The 18,506-nt window shown below is 58.4% G+C and carries 15 protein-coding genes; 8 read left to right on the forward strand and 7 right to left on the reverse strand.

The window, feature by feature from the left end; translation table 11 throughout:
- Window positions 1–148: 148 nt before the first annotated feature.
- Window positions 149–1,804 (reverse strand): NAD-binding protein, encoded by a 1,656-nt coding sequence (locus tag WCG50_RS07825; RefSeq protein WP_336899030.1) that lies wholly within the window; start codon window positions 1,802–1,804, stop codon window positions 149–151.
- Window positions 1,805–1,939: 135 nt separating this feature from the next.
- Between WCG50_RS07825 and WCG50_RS07830 the strand changes: the two genes are divergently transcribed.
- On the forward strand, window positions 1,940–3,310 hold the full coding sequence (locus WCG50_RS07830; RefSeq protein ID WP_336899031.1) for an HDOD domain-containing protein: 1,371 nt from the start codon (window positions 1,940–1,942) through the stop codon (window positions 3,308–3,310).
- A 45-nt stretch (window positions 3,311–3,355) separates the two neighbouring features.
- Here the strand turns inward: WCG50_RS07830 and WCG50_RS07835 are convergent, their stop codons facing one another.
- The 6 genes from WCG50_RS07835 to WCG50_RS07860 all read right to left on the reverse strand — a co-directional run bounded on the left by WCG50_RS07835 (window position 3,356) and on the right by WCG50_RS07860 (window position 13,667).
- Complete coding sequence (locus WCG50_RS07835; protein WP_336899032.1) at window positions 3,356–5,491, reverse strand: carboxy terminal-processing peptidase; 2,136 nt, start codon at window positions 5,489–5,491, stop codon at window positions 3,356–3,358.
- Between the two features lie 187 nt (window positions 5,492–5,678).
- Complete coding sequence (locus WCG50_RS07840) at window positions 5,679–5,906, reverse strand: hypothetical protein (protein WP_336899033.1); 228 nt, start codon at window positions 5,904–5,906, stop codon at window positions 5,679–5,681.
- Window positions 5,907–5,979: 73 nt separating this feature from the next.
- On the reverse strand, window positions 5,980–7,734 hold the full coding sequence (locus WCG50_RS07845; protein WP_336899034.1) for a hypothetical protein: 1,755 nt from the start codon (window positions 7,732–7,734) through the stop codon (window positions 5,980–5,982).
- Between the two features lie 53 nt (window positions 7,735–7,787).
- Window positions 7,788–11,933, reverse strand: a complete 4,146-nt coding sequence (locus tag WCG50_RS07850) for a multicopper oxidase domain-containing protein (protein ID WP_336899035.1) — start codon at window positions 11,931–11,933, stop codon at window positions 7,788–7,790.
- 86 nt (window positions 11,934–12,019) lie between these two features.
- Window positions 12,020–12,943, reverse strand: coding sequence for an MBL fold metallo-hydrolase (locus WCG50_RS07855; protein ID WP_336899036.1), 924 nt, complete (start codon window positions 12,941–12,943; stop codon window positions 12,020–12,022).
- Complete coding sequence (locus WCG50_RS07860; RefSeq protein ID WP_336899037.1) at window positions 12,936–13,667, reverse strand: hypothetical protein; 732 nt, start codon at window positions 13,665–13,667, stop codon at window positions 12,936–12,938. Before WCG50_RS07860 ends, WCG50_RS07855 begins: the two co-directional genes overlap by 8 nt.
- 90 nt (window positions 13,668–13,757) lie before the next feature.
- Here WCG50_RS07860 and WCG50_RS07865 point away from each other — a divergent pair, with 90 nt between their 5' ends.
- The 7 genes from WCG50_RS07865 (at window position 13,758) to arsB (ending at window position 18,496) form a co-directional block, all read left to right on the forward strand.
- Window positions 13,758–13,973: a cysteine-rich CWC family protein gene (locus WCG50_RS07865; RefSeq protein WP_336899038.1), complete on the forward strand. Its 216-nt coding sequence runs from the start codon at window positions 13,758–13,760 to the stop codon at window positions 13,971–13,973.
- Window positions 13,970–14,188: a hypothetical protein gene (locus WCG50_RS07870; protein ID WP_336899039.1), complete on the forward strand. Its 219-nt coding sequence runs from the start codon at window positions 13,970–13,972 to the stop codon at window positions 14,186–14,188. Before WCG50_RS07865 ends, WCG50_RS07870 begins: the two co-directional genes overlap by 4 nt.
- 123 nt (window positions 14,189–14,311) lie before the next feature.
- The gene (locus WCG50_RS07875) at window positions 14,312–14,659 is read left to right on the forward strand and encodes a helix-turn-helix domain-containing protein (RefSeq protein WP_336899040.1); all 348 of its coding nucleotides are present in this window, start codon (window positions 14,312–14,314) and stop codon (window positions 14,657–14,659) included.
- Window positions 14,660–14,671: 12 nt separating this feature from the next.
- Window positions 14,672–15,073, forward strand: a complete 402-nt coding sequence (gene arsD / locus WCG50_RS07880) for an arsenite efflux transporter metallochaperone ArsD (RefSeq protein WP_336899041.1) — start codon at window positions 14,672–14,674, stop codon at window positions 15,071–15,073.
- A gap of 18 nt (window positions 15,074–15,091) precedes the next feature.
- A complete protein-coding gene (arsA, locus tag WCG50_RS07885; RefSeq protein ID WP_336899042.1) occupies window positions 15,092–16,903 on the forward strand; it encodes an arsenical pump-driving ATPase in 1,812 nt (603 codons plus the stop codon).
- Between the two features lie 21 nt (window positions 16,904–16,924).
- The gene (locus WCG50_RS07890; RefSeq protein ID WP_336899043.1) at window positions 16,925–17,425 is read left to right on the forward strand and encodes an arsenate reductase ArsC; all 501 of its coding nucleotides are present in this window, start codon (window positions 16,925–16,927) and stop codon (window positions 17,423–17,425) included.
- A gap of 3 nt (window positions 17,426–17,428) precedes the next feature.
- Window positions 17,429–18,496 carry an ACR3 family arsenite efflux transporter gene (gene arsB, locus WCG50_RS07895; RefSeq protein WP_336899044.1) on the forward strand — a complete coding sequence of 356 codons (1,068 nt, stop codon included), beginning with the start codon at window positions 17,429–17,431 and terminating at the stop codon, window positions 18,494–18,496.
- Window positions 18,497–18,506 lie beyond the last annotated feature (10 nt).

Below are 18,506 nucleotides of genomic sequence, written 5' to 3' on the forward strand. Positions count from 1 at the left end.
CTAGCGTACGCGAGAACCGCTACGCGACGAATACCCGGAAGCGCTAATACTGAGTACCGGGACTCAGGTAGTTGACTTGCGTGCTGATTGGCCGAATCGGGTCAATGCCCGCGCATGTCTTGGTATCGATCCAAAGAAATGTGCCTAGTCAAACCTGGGAAGATTCAGGCGTTATTGCGTTGAACCTGCGCTTGTAGCGCTCCAGGCTGTTGATGGAACCGCAGACAAAGAGCACGTCATCGGCGCGCACTTCAAAGCCCGGCTCAAATTCCACCAGCACTTCGCGGTCCCGCTCCAGGGCGATCACTTTGGCGCCGGTTTGATCAAGATCCGCATTGCCCCAGGGATGCATGCCGAGCAAAGCGCCGGCATTCATGCGAACAAATTTGATTCTATTTTCAACTTGCACCACCTGTTCACCGAGCAACTGGAAAGCAAGAATTTTCCCCGCCACCTGACCCACCGAAATGGCAAAGTCGGCGCCGGCTCTGTAAATCCGGGTCGTATTGCGCGTTCGTAAAACTCTCACAATCAAGGGCACGCCAGGTGCGTAGTCGCGCACGATTGCCGTGGCAAAGACGGATTCACTGTCATCACTCAACGCGAGTACCACGGCACTGGCCTCACGAACCCGGGCTTGGTCAAGGGTTGAGCGCTCCATGACGCTGCCCACGAGATCAACGCCGGGGGCTGCAACCTGGTCAATCACGACACAGTCTTCGCCGGCGTCCTTAAGCATTTCAACTACTTTTTGGCCTACCGCACCAAATCCCGCCAACACGATCGGCCCGGCACGATGTATAGGCATCGCCAGGCGCTCAACGATTTCCAGGTTGGCGTGCGCGCCCACCACCACAAGAATGGCGCCAGGTTCGATGACGGTCTCTGGCCCCTTGGTCGTCGTAAACACACCGGCCAACCACTGGCCGATGACCGACACGCCATGTTGTTCACGCAGTTTCAAATCACCCAGTTTTTTACCCGCCAGCGAACTTTCTGCGCGGACACGAAACTCGGCCATGGCCACCTTGGCGCCCAGCAGGTGCATTCCCTCCGCAGGCGGACTGATGCGCATGCTGGCCTGGGACGCCAGGGCTGCGCCCAGTACATGGGCCGGGGTAAAAACGTCGGTGGCACCCATTTGAACCAGGGGTCGGCGGTAAAGCGGGTCGTCGGCCAGCGCATACAAAGGGCCGGTAAAACCGAGCTCGCGAACCACCATCGTCAAAGTCGCGTTGGCATGATCCCCGCCATTGGCCACCACCGCCCGGGCCAGGCTGACATTCGCCAGCACGGCGGGGTCTTCTGCCAGTTTGCCGAACACGACATTGAAGCCCCGGTCACGCAGATTGCGCGCGATTTCCAGGTCTTCCTCGAAGATGACGAAGGGAGAGTTCCGGCTTTTAAATTCTTCAAGCAAGGACTCTATGGCTGGACCAAATCGATAAAAAAGCACGCGACCCTTCATGGGTGGCAGCATATGCTGGAGACGGACTTCAAACCCTTCTTCAAAGTAAGGCACCACCACCAAGGGGAAGATCAGAAAGACCAGAAATTGGCCAAAAAACTGCCCGAGAATGACGAACATGGCCATGCCCGGATGGTTCCAACGGTTATCAGCCCCATATCCAGTGGTGGTGATGGTTTCGGCGGCCCATTGCAGGCTTTGAAGAAATGTGCGTGGCGACATTTCCAGGCGCTCCATGCCGATCATGTAAATGGTGGCGAGCGTCACCAGCGACAGCGGAAGCAGCGCCATGAGTGCCAGAAAGCGCTTGGTAGAACGTTTGAGTTTGAACGGCATGTCGATGAGTTGGAGTCTCTCAATATTATGCAGGTCTGTTGACCCATATTTTCATGATTGGCGCTTCCGAATATTCAGCGGCTTGCCGACGCGTCAGATCTGCACAAGTCAATATTAAGTTGGTAGAGTCTGGGTATGAGTTCTTTTCTTCATCGCCTTTGGAACAGCCTCGTTGTCAAACCCTCTCAGCCCAGTAAGGCGCCTCCTGCAAAGCGGGTGAAGGCGGTCAGCGCCCCGTTGCGCCAATCAGGCAACGTGCCGGGGGCCGTTGCGGCACTGGCGGCGATTGGCGCGCGCCGACCGCTCATGGATTCAGACGGGGCCATTGCGGGGTTTGAATTTTGTATTGATGACGAAATATTGCGACGATTGCGGCAGCGTTCAGATCATCAAGGTCGCGCGGCTTATGTTTCGGCCGTGCTGACTTCGGCTCGATTGATGACACAAACCGGGCGCATCGGCTTTGCACGCGTTCCGTCTGACTGGCTCGTCGATGCCAAGGACGTTGAGTGCGCGGCTGGTGCGTGGATTGGTATTGAACATGGCACGCATTCCGACGATTCGGCTGTGCAGTTACAAACCCTTGCCCAGTTGGTGCCGCAACTGCGGGCGACGGGTGCCAAAGTAGGGTGGGATGTCACCTTCGGGTTGGACCTGCCACCTGAATTTTTACTCCTGCATCAAAGAAGCGACCCCATGCCGGCGTTGTTGGAAGCCATAAAAACATGGCCCATGGCACTTCAGTCTTTGCCCACGCTGATGACTGATGTTTCCAAAATTGAGGATCTTGAGTTGGCGCTGTCAAGTGGCATCAGCTACGCCTGCGGCGCGCTCGGCCCCAAAGAGTTCTCAGTCAAGCCGTCCGAGGTACGAACTATTCCCCCCGAAATCCACCGCGTAGGTCACCTGCTGAACCAACTGGTGATCGGAACTGAAACGTCGGTGATCGTGAGGGACATCAAAAGCGATGTGGGCTTGTCCTACCGGCTGCTGCGCCGTATGAACAGTGCCAGTTTTGCGCAATTAAGCGAAGAAACCAGTATTGACCAAGCCGTATTGATACTGGGCCGCAATGAACTGTACCGCTGGTTGTTATTGCTCCTGGTTCAGTTTTCGGGCAAGCGCAAAGCGTCTTCGGCGTTGCAGGAAGTGACTTTGTGGCGTTCCCGCCTGATGGAATTGCTGGCCATCGAAAACAACGAGCCATCGCCCAGCCAAATATTCACCTTGGGGCTGGCCTCGATGCTGGGGACGCTATTGAAGATTAGCTTGGATGAAGTGGTTAACACCTTGAATTTGTCTGGCCCCGCCCGGCAAGCCCTGCTTGAACAAACCGGTCCCTGGAACGACTATCTGCAAATGGCCTTGCAGGTGGAAGCCAATAAGTTGGGAGACAACAATTCTCTTGCTGAGCAATTTGGCGGGGGCGAGCGTATTACCGCGCTATCAGACGAAGCTTGGGAGTGGGCTTGGGCTGCGGAGCACGCGAACCGGGATGTTGCCTGACACCATTACGTGAAGCCTCTACACGGTGCAACTACCATTTCTCAGTCAATTATGCGGGGCGAGTTCCATGACCATCACCGGACTGGTTGATGGCAGGTTGGTGGCACGTTTGAAATTGTTTTTTTTCAATGCCACCTCATCACCAAGTATGTTGATGGCTTCGTTCAACAAAACATCCTTGGCTGATTTCTTCATGTTTTCAGCGGCAAGCTCTTTTGCCAGGTTGCGTTCACCTGCTTGCAAGCCATCGTCCTGGAGTGAACCATCTTCCCTGGCTGCCAGTCGTTTTTCCTGCGCGTCGCGTTCTTTGCGCCGCTCTGATTCATTGAGTGAAATCATATTTTTTTGGCGCAACTGCCGAGTTTGCGAAATATCTTCAATCAGGTATTGGAAGCCCTTTTCATGGCGAACGCGATTCTCATGCAGCGCCAAAAGGAGGGGGGTCTGCTCTTTCAAGTCCCCCACTGGGGCATAGTTGGCGGCCTTGATGTTGATCCAGGGCAACGCGTTGTCAAAACTCGATTCACCAAAGTCAGCCGCATCCACCACCCCCGGAAAGACAATGTCGGGCGTGACACCGCGCAACTGGGTGGTGCCGCCGTTGACCCGAAAGAACTGTGCGATGGTCATTTTCAATTCACCATATGTAGGTTTGGCGTTTTTAGCGATTTGGTCGAGACTTGCCATGGCTTGCACCGTGCCTTTGCCATAACTCGAATCTCCCATGATCAAGCCACGGCCATAGTCCTGGATCGCTGCGGCAAAAATTTCCGAGGCCGACGCCGAAGCCCGGTTGATCAACACCCCCATCGGGCCATCCCACACCATGTCCGTGCTGTGGTTTGTATCCACGTTGATGTCCCCAATCGCATTGCGCTCCTGCACCACTGGCACCCGACCGATAAACAGGCCCGTCAGATCAATAGATTGCCTGAGCGACCCACCCGTGTTGTTGCGCAAATCCACCAACACGCTGTCCACTTTCTGCTGTTTCAGGTCCCCCAGCAAGCTCGCCACGTCACGGGCGGCACTCTTGTAATTCGCCGTGCCTTGTTGTCTGGCGCTAAAGTCTTCGTAAAACGTTGGAAGCGTAACCACACCCACACGTCGTATGAGACGGCCATCGGCGACCGTGTATACCTTGGCCTTGGCAGCTTGATCCTGCATCGCAATGGACTTGCGGATGAGGGTCACGACCTTGTGTGATCCATCCGGACCTGCCCCTGCTGGCAAGATGCCAAGTCGGACCGTTGTATCTGCTTTGCCACGAATCAGTGCCACCGTATCGTCCAACCGCGCGCCAAGCACATCTTCCATGGCCCCCGCCTCACCTTGCGCCACACCGACAATGTGGTCACCTACTTTCAGCTGCCCGGAAACACTGGCAGGCCCACCGGGCACCAACTCCCGGATGGTGATGAATTCCTCAGTTTCGGTCAACACGGCGCCTATGCCGACCAGAGACAAGCGCATGGCGATTCCAAAATCCTCAGCGGCGCGCGGCCCCATGTAGTTGGTATGGGGTTCGATGGCCATGGTGTAGGCATTCATGAAGATCTGAAAGGCATCTGCACCCGTGATCCGTTTCAGGCGCTTAAGGGCATTTTCATAACGCTTGTCGAGAATTTTGAGGATGCTCGGGTCGTCCTTGCCTGCCAGCTTGAGTCGCAGCCAGTCATTTTTGACACGTTTGCGCCAAATATCTTGCATTTGCGCCTCGCCCACGGGCCAGGGTTGATTTTTGCGCTCAATCAGGGTGTTTTCGTCGAGCTGGAAATCAAAGCCTTTGGGGAGCAAGGTACGGGCATAAATCAGGTGTTGGGCCGCACGAAGCTCGTACAGATTAAATATTTTGAAAGGCGCGCTCAGGTCTTCAGTGCGGATGGCGTCATCCAGCAAAGTGCGGTCTACACCGAGACGGTCAATATCGGTCTGCAGGAAGTAGAGTTTCTCGGGGTCCAGCGATTTCAGAAATTGGTCAAATATTTTGCTCGACAACGCATCGTCGAGTGGGATCGCCTTGTAGTGGTCACGAGACAGCAAGTCCGCAGCCAGATGGGCAGCGCGGGCCTCTTGCACCCCAGGCTTGAGTACTGGAGGAAAGAAGGTTCCTGTATCCAGCGTGGTGGCTTGCACCGCTGTCGCCAGGATCCAAACGACCCACATCAGCTTTTGCTTCATTCCGACTCCAAATAAATTAACCGGCCAAAACAGCCATTGTGTCGCACGCAAGTCGGATGAGTTCACTTCGCTTTGATGACCCTACTTCATCTTGGTGGGTCGCTTTTTTTGTTGGCGTCCCTGAAAACACCACGGCCACGGTGGTGGCGCGAAGTGCCAAATGCCCAATATCAATGTAGGTTGACGCTTAATTGGTCGTCGCTTTTGGGGGTGCCATGCAGATGGCCACAAAGGCACGCAGTTCATCGCCGGTCAACTGCTTGTCTGCACCGGCCTTGCGGCACTCACGTGCTTTTTGGTCATAGGCTTTGTGCGAATTAGTCGCTACGGGTGCTGATGCTGGCGCGGACTGCGCAAAGCTAAAGCTGGCGGTGATCATCACGCAGGCGAAGGTGAGAATAGTTTTTTTAGACATACTGACTCCTTTGGGTAACTTGAACAATCACTTAAAAGGGATAAAGAAAAAGGGTTAGCTCCAGTTGCCAGCGTCATGGCACCACCCATTCGGGTTCACCTATAGTGCCGCTGCCTTGAGGGTTCAAGGAGACCAGGTAGGCCCCTTTGGACGCAAAACGCTGACCCTGTGCCAAGCTCAGTCGCGGGTACACCGTGGTGCCACCGCGCTTGCGCAATTCTTCAAGATATTCTGACTGAGCCTTGGCCACGTCAGCCATCGCCACTTTTTCTGCCGCAGTCGGCGGCGTTGGCGATAGCGGACGCTTGTTCATGGGGCCCATCATCATGTCCCTGATCTCATCTTGCACCTGCATGGTCTCAAACATCGACAGGGTCGACTCGGCACGCTCGATCAGATAGTCGGTATGAAGGTTATTGAGCATCCCATGCACAGTCGCAACCAGTGATCGGGTCGCAAAATATACCTCTGACTGCATACGCATATCGACGCTCGGGATCTTCATGGCATTGAGCCAAAGGTTGACACGCGCCAGGTTGGCGCTGCGCAGGCGCTCAACTTCGAGCGCTTGTACCAGGCTTGCTTTTCTGCGCAGGGCCAGGGGCAACTCCAGCTTTTCCCCGTCGGCAAGCGTGGCTGAAACAAACACCGAGGCCGCTGTAGTCTCCAGTCCGGCCAAGTCTTTCAGATCAGCCGGACGAAGCCAAAGTACCACGCTGTCTTGCTTGCCCAATCCGGCCAAGGCCGCCTTGACGGCCATTACCCCCTGACGAGCATCCACATCGATGACCCCACGGTTTGGCGCTACGTCGTTGCCCGCGGCAAGGGTGCGGCGTAACGTGACTGCCCCATGGCGTGCCACGGGGTCGTCAGCGACCACCTGGACGATGCCCCCGTGTTCCTGACCCAGTTTGCGCGCAATGACCTCAGCCTCCAAGTCAATGCCGGCCGAAAAATACAGACTGAACTGACTTTGGGCGGCGCCAGACGGCACCCGGTCCACGCTGGGAAACCAGCAAGCAACGCGACTTTGCTCGCAGAAATCCTGCACCGGTTGCCATTCGTCCTGACTCAACCCGGAGAGGATGGCAAACACAGGATTTTCTTGCTGACGACGTGCCAACTGCTCGCGCCAGGTAGTCGATGGTCCGTTCAAATCCCAGACATCGAGGATCAACTTGCGCCTGGAACCAAGGCGGCGTTCGATGGCAGACACCATTTTTTGTCGATGACTGGATTTGACATTGATGTTGATCTGGTTGAGCAGGGTCGTCAGCGTGGCAAGAAACACCTTGCGCCGTTCTGCTGCGACGCCTGACGCAATGACCGTGGCAACGTGAATGCTGTCTGCGTTGACGCCAGGCGACTCTATGCTGGACAACGTTTTGAGGTAGGCGCTTATCGCCAGCAACTGGGGGTCGGTCAGCGTGTAGCGCGGCATCAGCGCGTGCGCAGTCCGACCTGATGGAAGGCGGCCATCACGAACCGCGGCAGCCAGGCTGGCGGCGTCGTATGGCGGATGTGCCAAGGAAAGGGCTTGATCGAAGCGCCGGTCCATGCGCACAACGACGGGTTCACCCCCCCCAAACAAAGCACGGCCCGTGATGGGGGGCACCCCCACCGTGCCTTCCACCATACCCAGGCCGCTGGGTCGATGGCAGTTGACGCAAGCAGCCTCGGCGCCCACTACGGCACCAATGTCCAGACGCACACCCCGCAGCAGTTGGCCATCCGGCAACACGCCGTCAAGGTAGATGCGTCGTCCGACGGCCACCACATCATCATCGGCAGGCGTGTGAGCAGCGGCGGGGACCGTCGCAAGGAACACAAGAGGGAATAACCAGGACAGACAGCGTTTCACAATCAGTCCATTCAAATAGCTTAGAGAGTCTTCGCCGGGAATGGTGCCGTCCAACCTGAATACAGATTGGGCACAAGCGCGTTGATAGTCCTCACCCGGAACTGGTAGGTGGTTTTTCCCACCAGGCCGGTAACGACAACCTTCGACACGGCCGAGGTGCCAGACTTGATTTGTCCCGGCACCGGCAACCAAACACCCGTCGCACACTTTGCCGCCAGGCCAACACAGTGCTGGATCTCATACCCGGTCGCCAACGCCGACAGGGCGGGCTGCCATTGCAAGGCCACGGTTGTCGCCGTAGAGTTGCCACCGGACTGCATCTGCGTTGGCAGCGGCAGAGTTGTCGCCGTCGCCACGATGACCGAGGTCAAAGGGCCAGCAAGGACCCCATTCACGGCGTGAACCTGGTACTGGTACAAAGTATTTGCAGCGACACCGGCTGCGCCATCGGTGTAGGAACCAAGGTTTGCTGCGAGCACCGAGGTGGCCGTCGGTTTGCTGGCTGGCAAGCCCCAGGTCACCGCACCGGTCGATGCATTGACTGTTCCAGTGGCACGTTGAACAACGTAGCCCGTCTCATTGGTCGCCGTGTCGGTCCAGTTGAGCTTGAGACTCCACGTGGTCTTCGCGGGCGTCGCACCGACAGCAATCGCGGCCGTTGACGCCGCTGCCGCGGTCAATCCAGCCGGTGCGGCGGGTGGTTGTGACAGCGTGGCTATCGAGCCGGATACGGCGCTACCCGCCTCATTGACCGCAACTACCCGATACCTGTAGTCGGTGAATGCGGACGGTACATCCTTGAAGCTGGTGGCGTTGGCGAGCGTGTTGACGCGGGCATCGACCACCGGGGAAGTTGGGGCGAGCGCAGCAAAGACGCCTGCCGTCGGCGTACCGGTGGCATTGGTGGTTGTGACCGTGGCGCGTTCGACGCGGAAGCCGATTTCGTTGGCGGTGTTGCCCTTCGTGGACCCGCCGCCCGCGGGAGTGGGGTCGGTCCAGCTGACCTTGCCCGTGGCATCGACGGCAACACTGCCTGGCAGCGTGGTCGGAATAGTCGGTGGCACGGGGTGGAACACCAGCGGGCGCATCAGGTCGTTTTCCTCGTGGCCGAGGATGTGGCAATGCCAGACGTATTCCCAATCAAAGTCATACGGACTGTTGACAACGCCGCCTGCAATCGGCTGGTTGGTGACGAGGTCATTCTGATAGAAAGCCGACACCAGATCCAAACCGGGGCGGTTGAAGCTGCTGTTTACTGCGCCAACCGGCAGGGTCGGGTCAAGGTTGCGCACGCTCTTGGGAAGGCCAAAGGGCAGCGCCGGAGTCTTCGGCTTGACCGCCACAATGACATCTTCCAATGGCCAGTTCTTAAGCGTTTCCTTCCAGCCTGTTTCGTCGGATTGCGGCGGCAGAATGGCACCGGTGCCCTGATCAATGCGCGCCACCACTTGCACGTTGAAAAGATGGAAGTGCATCGGGTGGTTGTCTACGTCGTTGTTCTTGACCCACCAGTACTGCGTCTCGCCGTCACTGATGATGTCGGTTGGCGTGTCGATGTAAGCCAGCGGCGTACCCAACGGATCACCATTGGGAAGTTCGACACCGAGCTGGGCGATCAGACGACCGAAATTGGGATCGGTGATGCCGCGGATGGTCTTGACCTTCAAAGGCACGGACTTACCATTCAAGGTCATGCTGTGGCCGATCGCATCAACGGCCGTTGGAAGCGTTCCCGACGCCAGAATGTGGGCGTCGGCACTGGCTTTATAGGCTTTGGGCAGTTCGGTGGCCAACGGGCCACCGTTGCCTGCCGGGTCATAAGCAGCATGGGCAACCCCACCCGCCGGAGTGGCCGCAACACGAATCTGCATCACCGTGCGCGTGTTCGGACCAAAACCCGGCAACGTGGTCGGGGCGCCGCCCGCCGCGGTCTGGTCGGGGCCACCGGTGTAGTAGTCGTAGCGGTCATCGCCGCCAGGCACGGGGGCGGAGGAGTCGTTGTACAGAATCAGCGTCTTGCCTGCGTACTGCGAGAAGTCGATGACGGTGTCGGCGCGTTCGGCGCCGCCCAGGTAGAAGTCGCCGCCTGTACTGTCGCGCATCAGTGTGAAAGGGCCGCTGTTGTTGGTGTCACCGAAACCGGTCATCGGTTTCGGCGTGTGCACCACCGGTTTTTGCAGCAGGCCACCTTCATTGGCAAAGCGGATGATGTTCGGTCCGGCCGTCTTGGGATCGGGTACGCCACTGGTGCGCAAATCACTTGGCGCAACTGTCGAGCCGTCCGCCAGTTTATAAACGGCGTTTCCATCCGCCGGAACCATCTTCACTTCGGTGTTGGTGCGACCATCAGGACTGGTCTGCGCGCTGTCGGCAACCCACAGCGATAAATTCCAGTAACGGTCATTCGCACCATTCAGGAAGCGCACACGGTAGGCCTTGGGCTCGACGTTCAGCACCGGATAGGCAATGCCGTTGACCACCGGCGTATCCATGTAGGATTCTGGCGTCGCGGAAGGGCCGCCGGTATAGGTGCCATCCGGGAACGCAACCATGCCGTAGTCGGGGTCGTTGCGCAAAGGTGCGTTCGGCACGCGATAGCCGCCAGTGGCGTCGTCGATGCCATAGTCCCAGCGGCCGGCCGGGTTGAGAATGGGGGTCGCCGAGTTAGTATTTGGGTCAAAAAGTTGCCCAGGTTTTGTGGGGCCGAGCTTGCCTCCTTTGTCCCATATCTGTGCCGGCTCATAAACGTGCGGATACCACAGGTCACCCGGTTTGCCCCAGGCGTTTTGGTCCCACTTCGCGTCCTGGATGGCGATGTCATTCGGCACGAAGGTCTTGTCCTGAACAACCAGAACGATCTGATCGAGGAGGCCGCCAGGGATGGCCTTTCCAAGGGTAGGCGTGCCAGTGAGCAAATCCAGTTCTGCCTGATCGATGATGACGTAGCCAGCGGCAGCGCCGGCATAGGCATTCTGCCGGGTCAGGCCAAAGGTATGGTCGTGGTACCACATCAATCGGTTGCTCTGGTCATTCGGCCAAAAGGTGGTCTGGGCGCCATCGCCGGGATAGGGCATGTCGGGTGTATTCATGAAGCGGTCGCCATGCTGGTGCAGCGAATTTTCGCCACTGGCTGCGATCCACTGGTGCGGCGTGCCGTCACTGATCCACGGCGAATCGCCGCCGTGCAAGTGAAAGGCTACGCGGTTCTGCGGGTACTTATGAGTTTGGTCTACAGAGAGACCTGCACCAGCGAGTGACTCATCTGTCGGTAGAAACATGTCTCCATTGCGGGCGATGACATTTTTTATTTTCAATCCATTCGCGTCGGTGACGATGTCTACGGTCGCCGAGCCGTTAGGCAGGAAGTTGACGAACTTGACCCGCACCGGCGTGCCCTTGAACGTGATGATGATGGGGCCGAGGTAATGGGCCTTTTCGTAGCCGTACACCTGTTCTTGGGTTCCCGGCCAGTAAATAGGTTGTCCGTTGGGGTACGCCAGCGCTACCGGCGCTCCCGGATTAGGAGCACCAAAGCCCGCGTAGGCAGAGGGCTGTGGGATGGGAACTGTACCGGTGCCAAACACGGCCGCTCTTTCGCTCTTCGGTGGATACAACTGGACATAGCTGCGCTGCGTGGTGTCCTTTGGCAAGTCGCTGTGCATGCGCTGTAGATGCTCGACGACGCCGATGACGAAGTACTCGGAACCTGGATAACTGGCCCCATCTGGCTCAGCTATAGGAATGTACTCACCAGGAAAACCACCGACAAACGCATTGGCACCAGCCGAGGTCAGATTGGCCACCGTATCGACGAACTTGCGCAGCTTCGGGCTGTTGGCGTAGTAAGTGCCGATCGGCGTCGATCCGTCCGCACAAGCTGTCAGAACCGAACCGGCGGGGGCTGTTGTACCGTCCAGGCAGACTTTGCCAGGGCCGGCCGCAGCAGGCAGGGATGTCAATGCCATGGCGACCATGGCGGCGGATGTTGAAAGCCTGAACCGGAATGGTTCACGGGTTTCTCTCCTACCAGGCTTTTTCATTGAGTTCATTTTCGGCCTTTCTGGTAAAAACAGAATCACCCGCGCAAGCATGAACACTGAAATAAATTTGTATTTGATAATTATTAAATGTGAAATTCTCTGTAAATGAAGAAACACAGAATCCATCAACAATCCATCGCGACTGATTCACGAATTCATTTTTTAAACGCGCTGAGAATCGCCAACAAAAAAACTACATTCCCGGCAAAACGCTAGGCATTCCTAAGATCGGCACCTTGCCGGGATGCCGCTCCTGAGCGCACCAAATCCTGGATGAGTTGCTCAATCCAGGGCGCAAATTCAATGGCGGAAAAATGACTAGCGTGAATCATGGGCAGGTAGGGCGTCGCGGCGGTCCAGGCCATGAAATCGGTCAGCGCGATTGACTGGGCTTCGAGCAGCTTGAACTTCAAAAGCACCTTGGCGCCATAGGTCAGGTGCTTGATCGGATTGGCGACAAAACCGGACAGCCGCTGGCGGGCAAATGCCAGCGATTGATCAACGCAAGTGAAGGCCGAACCGTGCCCCGGTATGACGATGGCGGGGCGCAGGGATTCAATCAGGTCGAGGGTATCGCTGACCGCCGCAAAGGCATCGTCGCCCTCCAGCTCCGGAAAAACCACACCAAACCCACGCTCCCACAAGGCATCTGCCGACACCAACACACGCGACTCAGGCTCGAACAAAATCACCGAGTGCGTGTCGTGTCCGGGGGCTGCGTGGATCTGCCAGAGCCGGTCGCCCAACTGGATTTCTGTGCCTGGTCGCAGCACGGCATCAAACCCAAAGCGAGGGCAACTCTGGCCGGTTGGCGAGTAGGTCAGCGCGTGCGGATCCCAATCCTGAACATGCAAGGAAAGCCCGGGTGGTATGTGCGTCAGCAGCTTAGGAAAAGCGTTTTGCAGCGCCGCGTTGCCGCCGCAGTGGTCGCTGTGCAAATGGGTATTGAGCAGCACATCCAGCGGACGACCTTGCAACGTCGACTGGATAAGCAGCAGGGTTTGGTCGGCGTGCAGGCCGTAGCCACTGTCAATCAGCGCGGCCGAATCGCGCCCCACCATCAGGATGCTGTTGGAAGAGAGCCAGCCGCGCTCCAGAACAGAAATACCGTTGGGCAGCATGGGTCGGCTAGGCATGCAAAACGCCTTGAAGCTCGGTTTCGCCAACGCCAACATCAGCGTCAAACAGCAGGTCAATCAGACGTGACTCGCGAGTGCGCACGGTTTCCAGAAAGTAGGCGGTGCCACCCGGCTTGCGGCCCATGGCGGCAAAGGTATCAAAACCCAGTTCAAGGAAGTGCTGCAACGCCGAAATGCCGGCCAGGTTGGCGGGGCCGCGCATCATTTTGAGCATCAGGCGCAGGCCGGGCAAGCGCGTCAACCGCGCCAATTCATGGCCCACGGTCATGACGGTAGCGAGTTGCTGGTTGCGGTCGGCGCGACGGTCTACTGCGCGCCAGGCCAGCACATAGCGCAATGCTTCAGGCGTGTCGGGGTGGGCCAGCCATTGCTGGGCGCTGGCCATATCAAGCTCTTCGGTCAGGCCATGCAACTGTGCCAGCGCCACGGCGGTGTCGACCACCGATTGCGGAAAAATCTTGTCCAACGGTCCGGCCATGCGGGCAAATTGGGCATCGCGCAGGGAATAGTCTTTGTCGCTGTACAACTCTTCCAGAAAAAAAAGGCCGGCGGGTTTGTAGTGATCCGAGTGCAGCAAGTCAAAGTAGGTGCCGGCAAAGCGGCGGGCCTGCAAATGCTTGATGTCGCTGACGGCCCGCGCCAGTCCGGGCGTGCTGGCGGCCTGCTGTCGAAGCTGGGCGACCCGGGCGACAGTGTTGCGAATAATGTTGGCGGCATCCATAGAGCTGCAAGTCTAGCGGGATGCCATGCCCTTTGCAGTGGGCTGGCTACACTTCGCCCATGCCGAATGTCTCGGCCAAGGAGTCCCCCCATGCAAGTTGCCCTGCCGATTGATCCCACCCTGTGCCCACTGTGCAGCCAAACCAACGAATGCGCCATGGAAGTTGAGCGCGCCACTGGCGTCAAACAGGCGCCGTGCTGGTGCAGCCAGGTCAAGTTTGAGGCCGCGTTGTTGTCGCGCATTCCTGAGCACGCCCGCGGCAAAGCCTGCCTGTGTCCGGCCTGTGGCCGAGCAGAGACGCCATGAGTTGGCTGGACCGCCTGCCGCTTCCCTGGCTCATCTTCATGGCGTTCTGGATGGCGGTGGCCCCGATCCAACCCGAGCCGCACCTGATTGAAAAGTTCCGCATGCTGAGTCAGGGCACGCTGACAGTGCCGCTCGATATTTTTGACTTGTTGATGCACGCCACACCGCTGGTCTTGCTGGGCTTGCGGCTGTGGCGCAGAAAGTCGAAAAGCTGATTCGACAGGGTCTGCTATTACTTAAATAGCTACTTACGCATAAGATACGGGGGCTAGAGCCCTATTTCTTATATATTTTAAAGATCGATTCAATAGTTCAACATAAGTTGTATAGTTGGATGCATGGAACAATTTTCAGCACTCAAGGTTTTTGAATCACTCTCTTCGAGTGTCCGCTTGGACATCTACCGCCTGCTGGTCCGGACCGGGCCGCAAGGGTTGGTGGCGGGTGAAATCGCCAGCACACTGGAAATTCCGGCCACCAATCTGTCGTTCCACCTGAAAGCGCTGGCCCAGGCCCAACTGGTGTCGGTGGTGCAAGAGGGTCGTTTTCAGCGTTACCGCGCCAACCTTGCGCTAATGCAAGACCTGATTGCCTACTTGACCGAAGAATGCTGTTCCGGCCACCCCGAGACGTGCGGCGAGTTGTGCGCGCCCCTGAGCTGTCCCGACCTTTTGCCACAACCTTGAAGGAGTTAAGCCATGAAAAAAATCCAGATTTTTGACCCGGCCCTGTGCTGCAGCAGTGGCGTGTGCGGCGTGGACGTCGACCAGGCACTGGTCTGTTTTTCAGCCGATGTCGACTGGGCCAAGCAAAACGGCGCCCTGCTTGAACGCTTTAACCTGGCGCAACAACCCATAGTGTTTGCCGAGAACGCCGTGGTACGCGGACTGCTGGAGCGTTCGGGCGAAAGCGCCTTGCCGGTCACATTGGTGGACGGCGAATTGGCCTTGGCTGGACGCTACCCAACGCGCGATGAGTTGACGCGCTGGGCGGCCATAACGCCCGCCAGCACTGCACCGGCGCCAACCGCGAGCAACGTTCCGGCCGCAGCCAGTAGCGCCGCCGCTGGTAGCTGCTGTTCAGGTGCGCGTTGCTGCTAAACCACCGACGAGCACGCCATGAAGTTTTTGGAACAGCCCCCGCGTTTTCTGTTTTTTACCGGCAAAGGCGGCGTTGGCAAAACCTCGATCGCCTGCGCCACCGCCATCACCTTGGCCGCTACGGATAAGCGCGTGCTGCTGGTCAGCACCGACCCGGCGTCCAACGTGGGGCAGGTGTTTGGCATCACGATTGGCAACAACATCACGGCCATTGCCAGCGTGGCCAACCTGAGCGCACTTGAGATCGACCCGCAAGCCGCCGCCCAAGCCTACCGCGACCGCATCGTCGGCCCGGTGCGCGGCAAGTTGCCCGAGAGCGTGGTCAAGGGCATCGAGGAACAACTCTCAGGCGCCTGCACCACCGAGATTGCCGCGTTTGACGAATTCACCGCACTACTCATCGACTCGGCCCTGACGCACGATTTCGACCACATCATTTTCGACACCGCGCCCACCGGCCACACCATCCGGATGCTGCAATTGCCCGGTGCCTGGAGCGGGTTTCTGGAAGATGGCAAAGGCGACGCCTCGTGCCTAGGCCCCTTGGCCGGCCTGGAAAAACAGCGCACCCAATACAAAGCTGCCGTGGACGCGCTGGCCGACCCCGCCCGCACCCGCCTGGTGCTGGTGGCCCGCGCCCAAGCCTCCACCCTGCGCGAAGCGGCTCGCACGCATAGCGAGTTGGCCGGCATTGGTTTGTCGAAGCAGTTTCTGGTGATCAACGGGGTGTTCCCCGCTGATGAGGCCGCGCTAGACCCGCTGGCCACGGCCATTTGTCAGCGCGAACAAGCCGCGCTGGCAGCCCTGCCGCCGGGCTTGATGGCGCTGCCGACCGACCAGATTCCGCTCAAAGGCTTTGATCTGGTGGGCTTGCCCGCCTTGCGCAAATTGCTCAACAGTGCGCCGTCGGTCGCGGCAGATTCGCGGGTCAGCCACGCGGCGCTTTCGCTGGCCGATCAACCTGCCGCGATGGCGTTGGACGCCCCCAGCCTGTCGCAGTTGGTGGACGAGATTGCCGCTGACAAACACGGTTTGGTAATGTTGATGGGCAAAGGCGGCGTCGGTAAAACCACGCTGGCCGCCGCAGTGGCCGTGCAGCTTGCGCACCGAGGTTTGCCGGTGCACCTGACCACCTCCGACCCGGCGGCGCATCTGATGGAAACCCTGCACGGCACGCTCGAACACCTGACGGTCAGCCGCATTGATCCGCACGAGGTCACCGAGCGCTACCGGGCGCAGGTGCTGGCAACCAAGGGCGCCAAGCTCGACGCAGCGGGGCGCGCCCTGCTGGAAGAAGACCTGCTCTCGCCGTGCACCGAAGAGATTGCGGTGTTTCAGGCGTTCTCGCGCGTGATCCGCGAAGCTGGTCAAAAGTTTGTCGTGATGGACACCGCGCCCACCGGCCACACCTTGCTGCTGCTGGACGCCACCGGCGCCTACCACCGCGACATTGCGCGCCAGATGGCGGGCAGCAACCTGCACTTCACCACGCCCATGATGCAGTTGCAGGACCCCAAGCAAACCAAGGTGCTGCTGGTGACACTGGCCGAAAAAACACCTGTGCTGGAAGCCGCCAACCTGCAGGCCGACTTGAAGCGCGCGGGCATCACACCCTGGGCCTGGGTTATTAACAACAGCGTGGCTGCCACCTCCCTCGCCCACCCCGTCACCTCGCCCCTGCTACAGCAGCGCGCCCGCAACGAATTGCATGAAATTGAGTCGGTAGCAAGCCAGCACGCCACCCGCTACGCGCTGGTGCCGCTGCTGAAAGACGAACCCGTGGGCGTCGACCGCCTCATGCAACTGGCCGCCAATTCAACCGCAATTTAACTAACCTCCCTGGAAATCAAAATGACTGACAAAGTACTCAACGTCCTGTTTTTATGCACCCACAATTCGGCGCGGAGCATCCTGGCCGAAGCTATTCTGAATGACATCGGCCAGGGTCGTTTCAAAGCCTTTTCGGCTGGCAGCAGCCCGCGCGACAACCAGCAACCCAACCCCTTGGGCTTGCAGGTCTTGCAAAGCGCAGGCATTTCCATTGACGGATTACGCAGCAAAACCTGGGACGAATTTGCGGCACCCGATGCGCCCCACATGGACCTGGTCATCACCGTGTGCGACAACGCCGCCGGTGAAGTCTGCCCCTACTGGCCCGGCCAACCGGCCACCGCGCACTGGGGGTTTCCAGACCCTTCAGAAGGCGATGGCACCGAGGCCCAAAAACTTGAAGCCTTTCGCCAAACCCTGCACGCATTTCACCGGAGGCTGTCACTGCTGATCAGCTTGCCCATCGACAAGCTCGAAAAAACTTTGCTGCAAGACACGGCACGCGAACTGTCCAAGGGCTAAGCCATGACGGTGCCATCTATAGTGACCGCCCAACCGGCGGCAGTCGCGCCCATGAGCGTGTTCGAGCGTTACCTGACAGTCTGGGTGTTCTTGTGCATCGTTGTCGGCATCGCATTCGGCCAACTGTTTCCTACCCTGTTCCAGAGCATTGGCAGGATGGAGATCGCCAACGTCAACCTGCCGGTCGGCCTGCTGATCTGGGTGATGATTATTCCGATGTTGGTGAAGGTGGACTTTAGCGCCTTGAGCGAGGTGCGCCAGCACATCAAGGGCATTGGCGTCACACTGTTTGTCAACTGGCTGGTGAAGCCCTTCACGATGGCTTTTTTAGGCTGGTTCTTCATCCGCCATCTGTTTGCGCCGCTGCTACCGGCCGATCAGTTAGACAGCTACATTGCAGGCCTGATCTTGCTGGCTGCGGCGCCCTGCACCGCCATGGTGTTTGTGTGGAGCCGACTCACCGGCGGCGACCCGCTGTTTACCCTGTCGCAAGTCGCACTGAACGACAGCATCATGGTGGTGGCGTTTGCGCCGCTGGTGGCGTTCTTGCTGGGCATCTCGGCCATCACCGTGCCGTGGGCCACGCTGCTGATTTCGGTGGTGCTCTACATCGTGATTCCGGTGCTGCTGGCACAAGTGTGGCGCAAATTCCTGCTCGCCAAAGGGCCAGGGGCGTTTGATGCGGCGATGGAGAAAATCGGTCCCTGGTCCATCAGCGCACTGCTGGCAACCCTGGTGTTGTTGTTTGCGTTTCAGGGCGAAGCCATTTTGAAGCAACCGCTGGTGATTGCCCTGCTGGCGGTGCCGATTTTGATTCAGGTGTTTTTCAACTCCGCGCTGGCTTATTGGCTTAACCGCGCGCTGGGTGAGAAGCACAACATCGCCTGCCCGTCTGCGCTGATTGGTGCATCCAACTTCTTTGAGTTGGCGGTGGCAGCGGCGATCAGCCTGTTTGGTTTCAACTCCGGTGCGGCACTCGCCACGGTGGTAGGCGTGTTGATTGAGGTGCCGGTAATGTTGCTGGTGGTGTACATCGTCAACAACTCGAAGGGGTGGTACGAGCGAGGTTGAACGGCAGTCT

It is taken from the genome of Rhodoferax sp. (assembly GCF_037143375.1).
In the GTDB taxonomy this organism is placed as follows: Bacteria; Pseudomonadota; Gammaproteobacteria; order Burkholderiales; family Burkholderiaceae_C; genus Rhodoferax.

Excerpts from the sequence above, each read along its gene's own strand:
- WCG50_RS07825 (WP_336899030.1), bottom strand. The coding sequence starts at position 1,804 with ATGCCGTTCAAACTCAAACGTTCTACCAAGCGCTTTCTGGCACTCATG.
- WCG50_RS07830 (WP_336899031.1), top strand. The coding sequence starts at position 1,940 with ATGAGTTCTTTTCTTCATCGCCTTTGGAACAGCCTCGTTGTCAAACCC.
- WCG50_RS07835 (WP_336899032.1), bottom strand. The coding sequence starts at position 5,491 with ATGAAGCAAAAGCTGATGTGGGTCGTTTGGATCCTGGCGACAGCGGTG.
- WCG50_RS07840 (WP_336899033.1), bottom strand. The coding sequence starts at position 5,906 with ATGTCTAAAAAAACTATTCTCACCTTCGCCTGCGTGATGATCACCGCC.
- WCG50_RS07850 (WP_336899035.1), bottom strand. The coding sequence starts at position 11,933 with ATGGATTCTGTGTTTCTTCATTTACAGAGAATTTCACATTTAATAATT.
- WCG50_RS07855 (WP_336899036.1), bottom strand. The coding sequence starts at position 12,943 with ATGCCTAGCCGACCCATGCTGCCCAACGGTATTTCTGTTCTGGAGCGC.
- WCG50_RS07860 (WP_336899037.1), bottom strand. The coding sequence starts at position 13,667 with ATGGATGCCGCCAACATTATTCGCAACACTGTCGCCCGGGTCGCCCAG.
- WCG50_RS07865 (WP_336899038.1), top strand. The coding sequence starts at position 13,758 with ATGCAAGTTGCCCTGCCGATTGATCCCACCCTGTGCCCACTGTGCAGC.
- WCG50_RS07870 (WP_336899039.1), top strand. The coding sequence starts at position 13,970 with ATGAGTTGGCTGGACCGCCTGCCGCTTCCCTGGCTCATCTTCATGGCG.
- WCG50_RS07875 (WP_336899040.1), top strand. The coding sequence starts at position 14,312 with ATGGAACAATTTTCAGCACTCAAGGTTTTTGAATCACTCTCTTCGAGT.
- arsD (WP_336899041.1), top strand. The coding sequence starts at position 14,672 with ATGAAAAAAATCCAGATTTTTGACCCGGCCCTGTGCTGCAGCAGTGGC.
- arsA (WP_336899042.1), top strand. The coding sequence starts at position 15,092 with ATGAAGTTTTTGGAACAGCCCCCGCGTTTTCTGTTTTTTACCGGCAAA.
- WCG50_RS07890 (WP_336899043.1), top strand. The coding sequence starts at position 16,925 with ATGACTGACAAAGTACTCAACGTCCTGTTTTTATGCACCCACAATTCG.
- arsB (WP_336899044.1), top strand. The coding sequence starts at position 17,429 with ATGACGGTGCCATCTATAGTGACCGCCCAACCGGCGGCAGTCGCGCCC.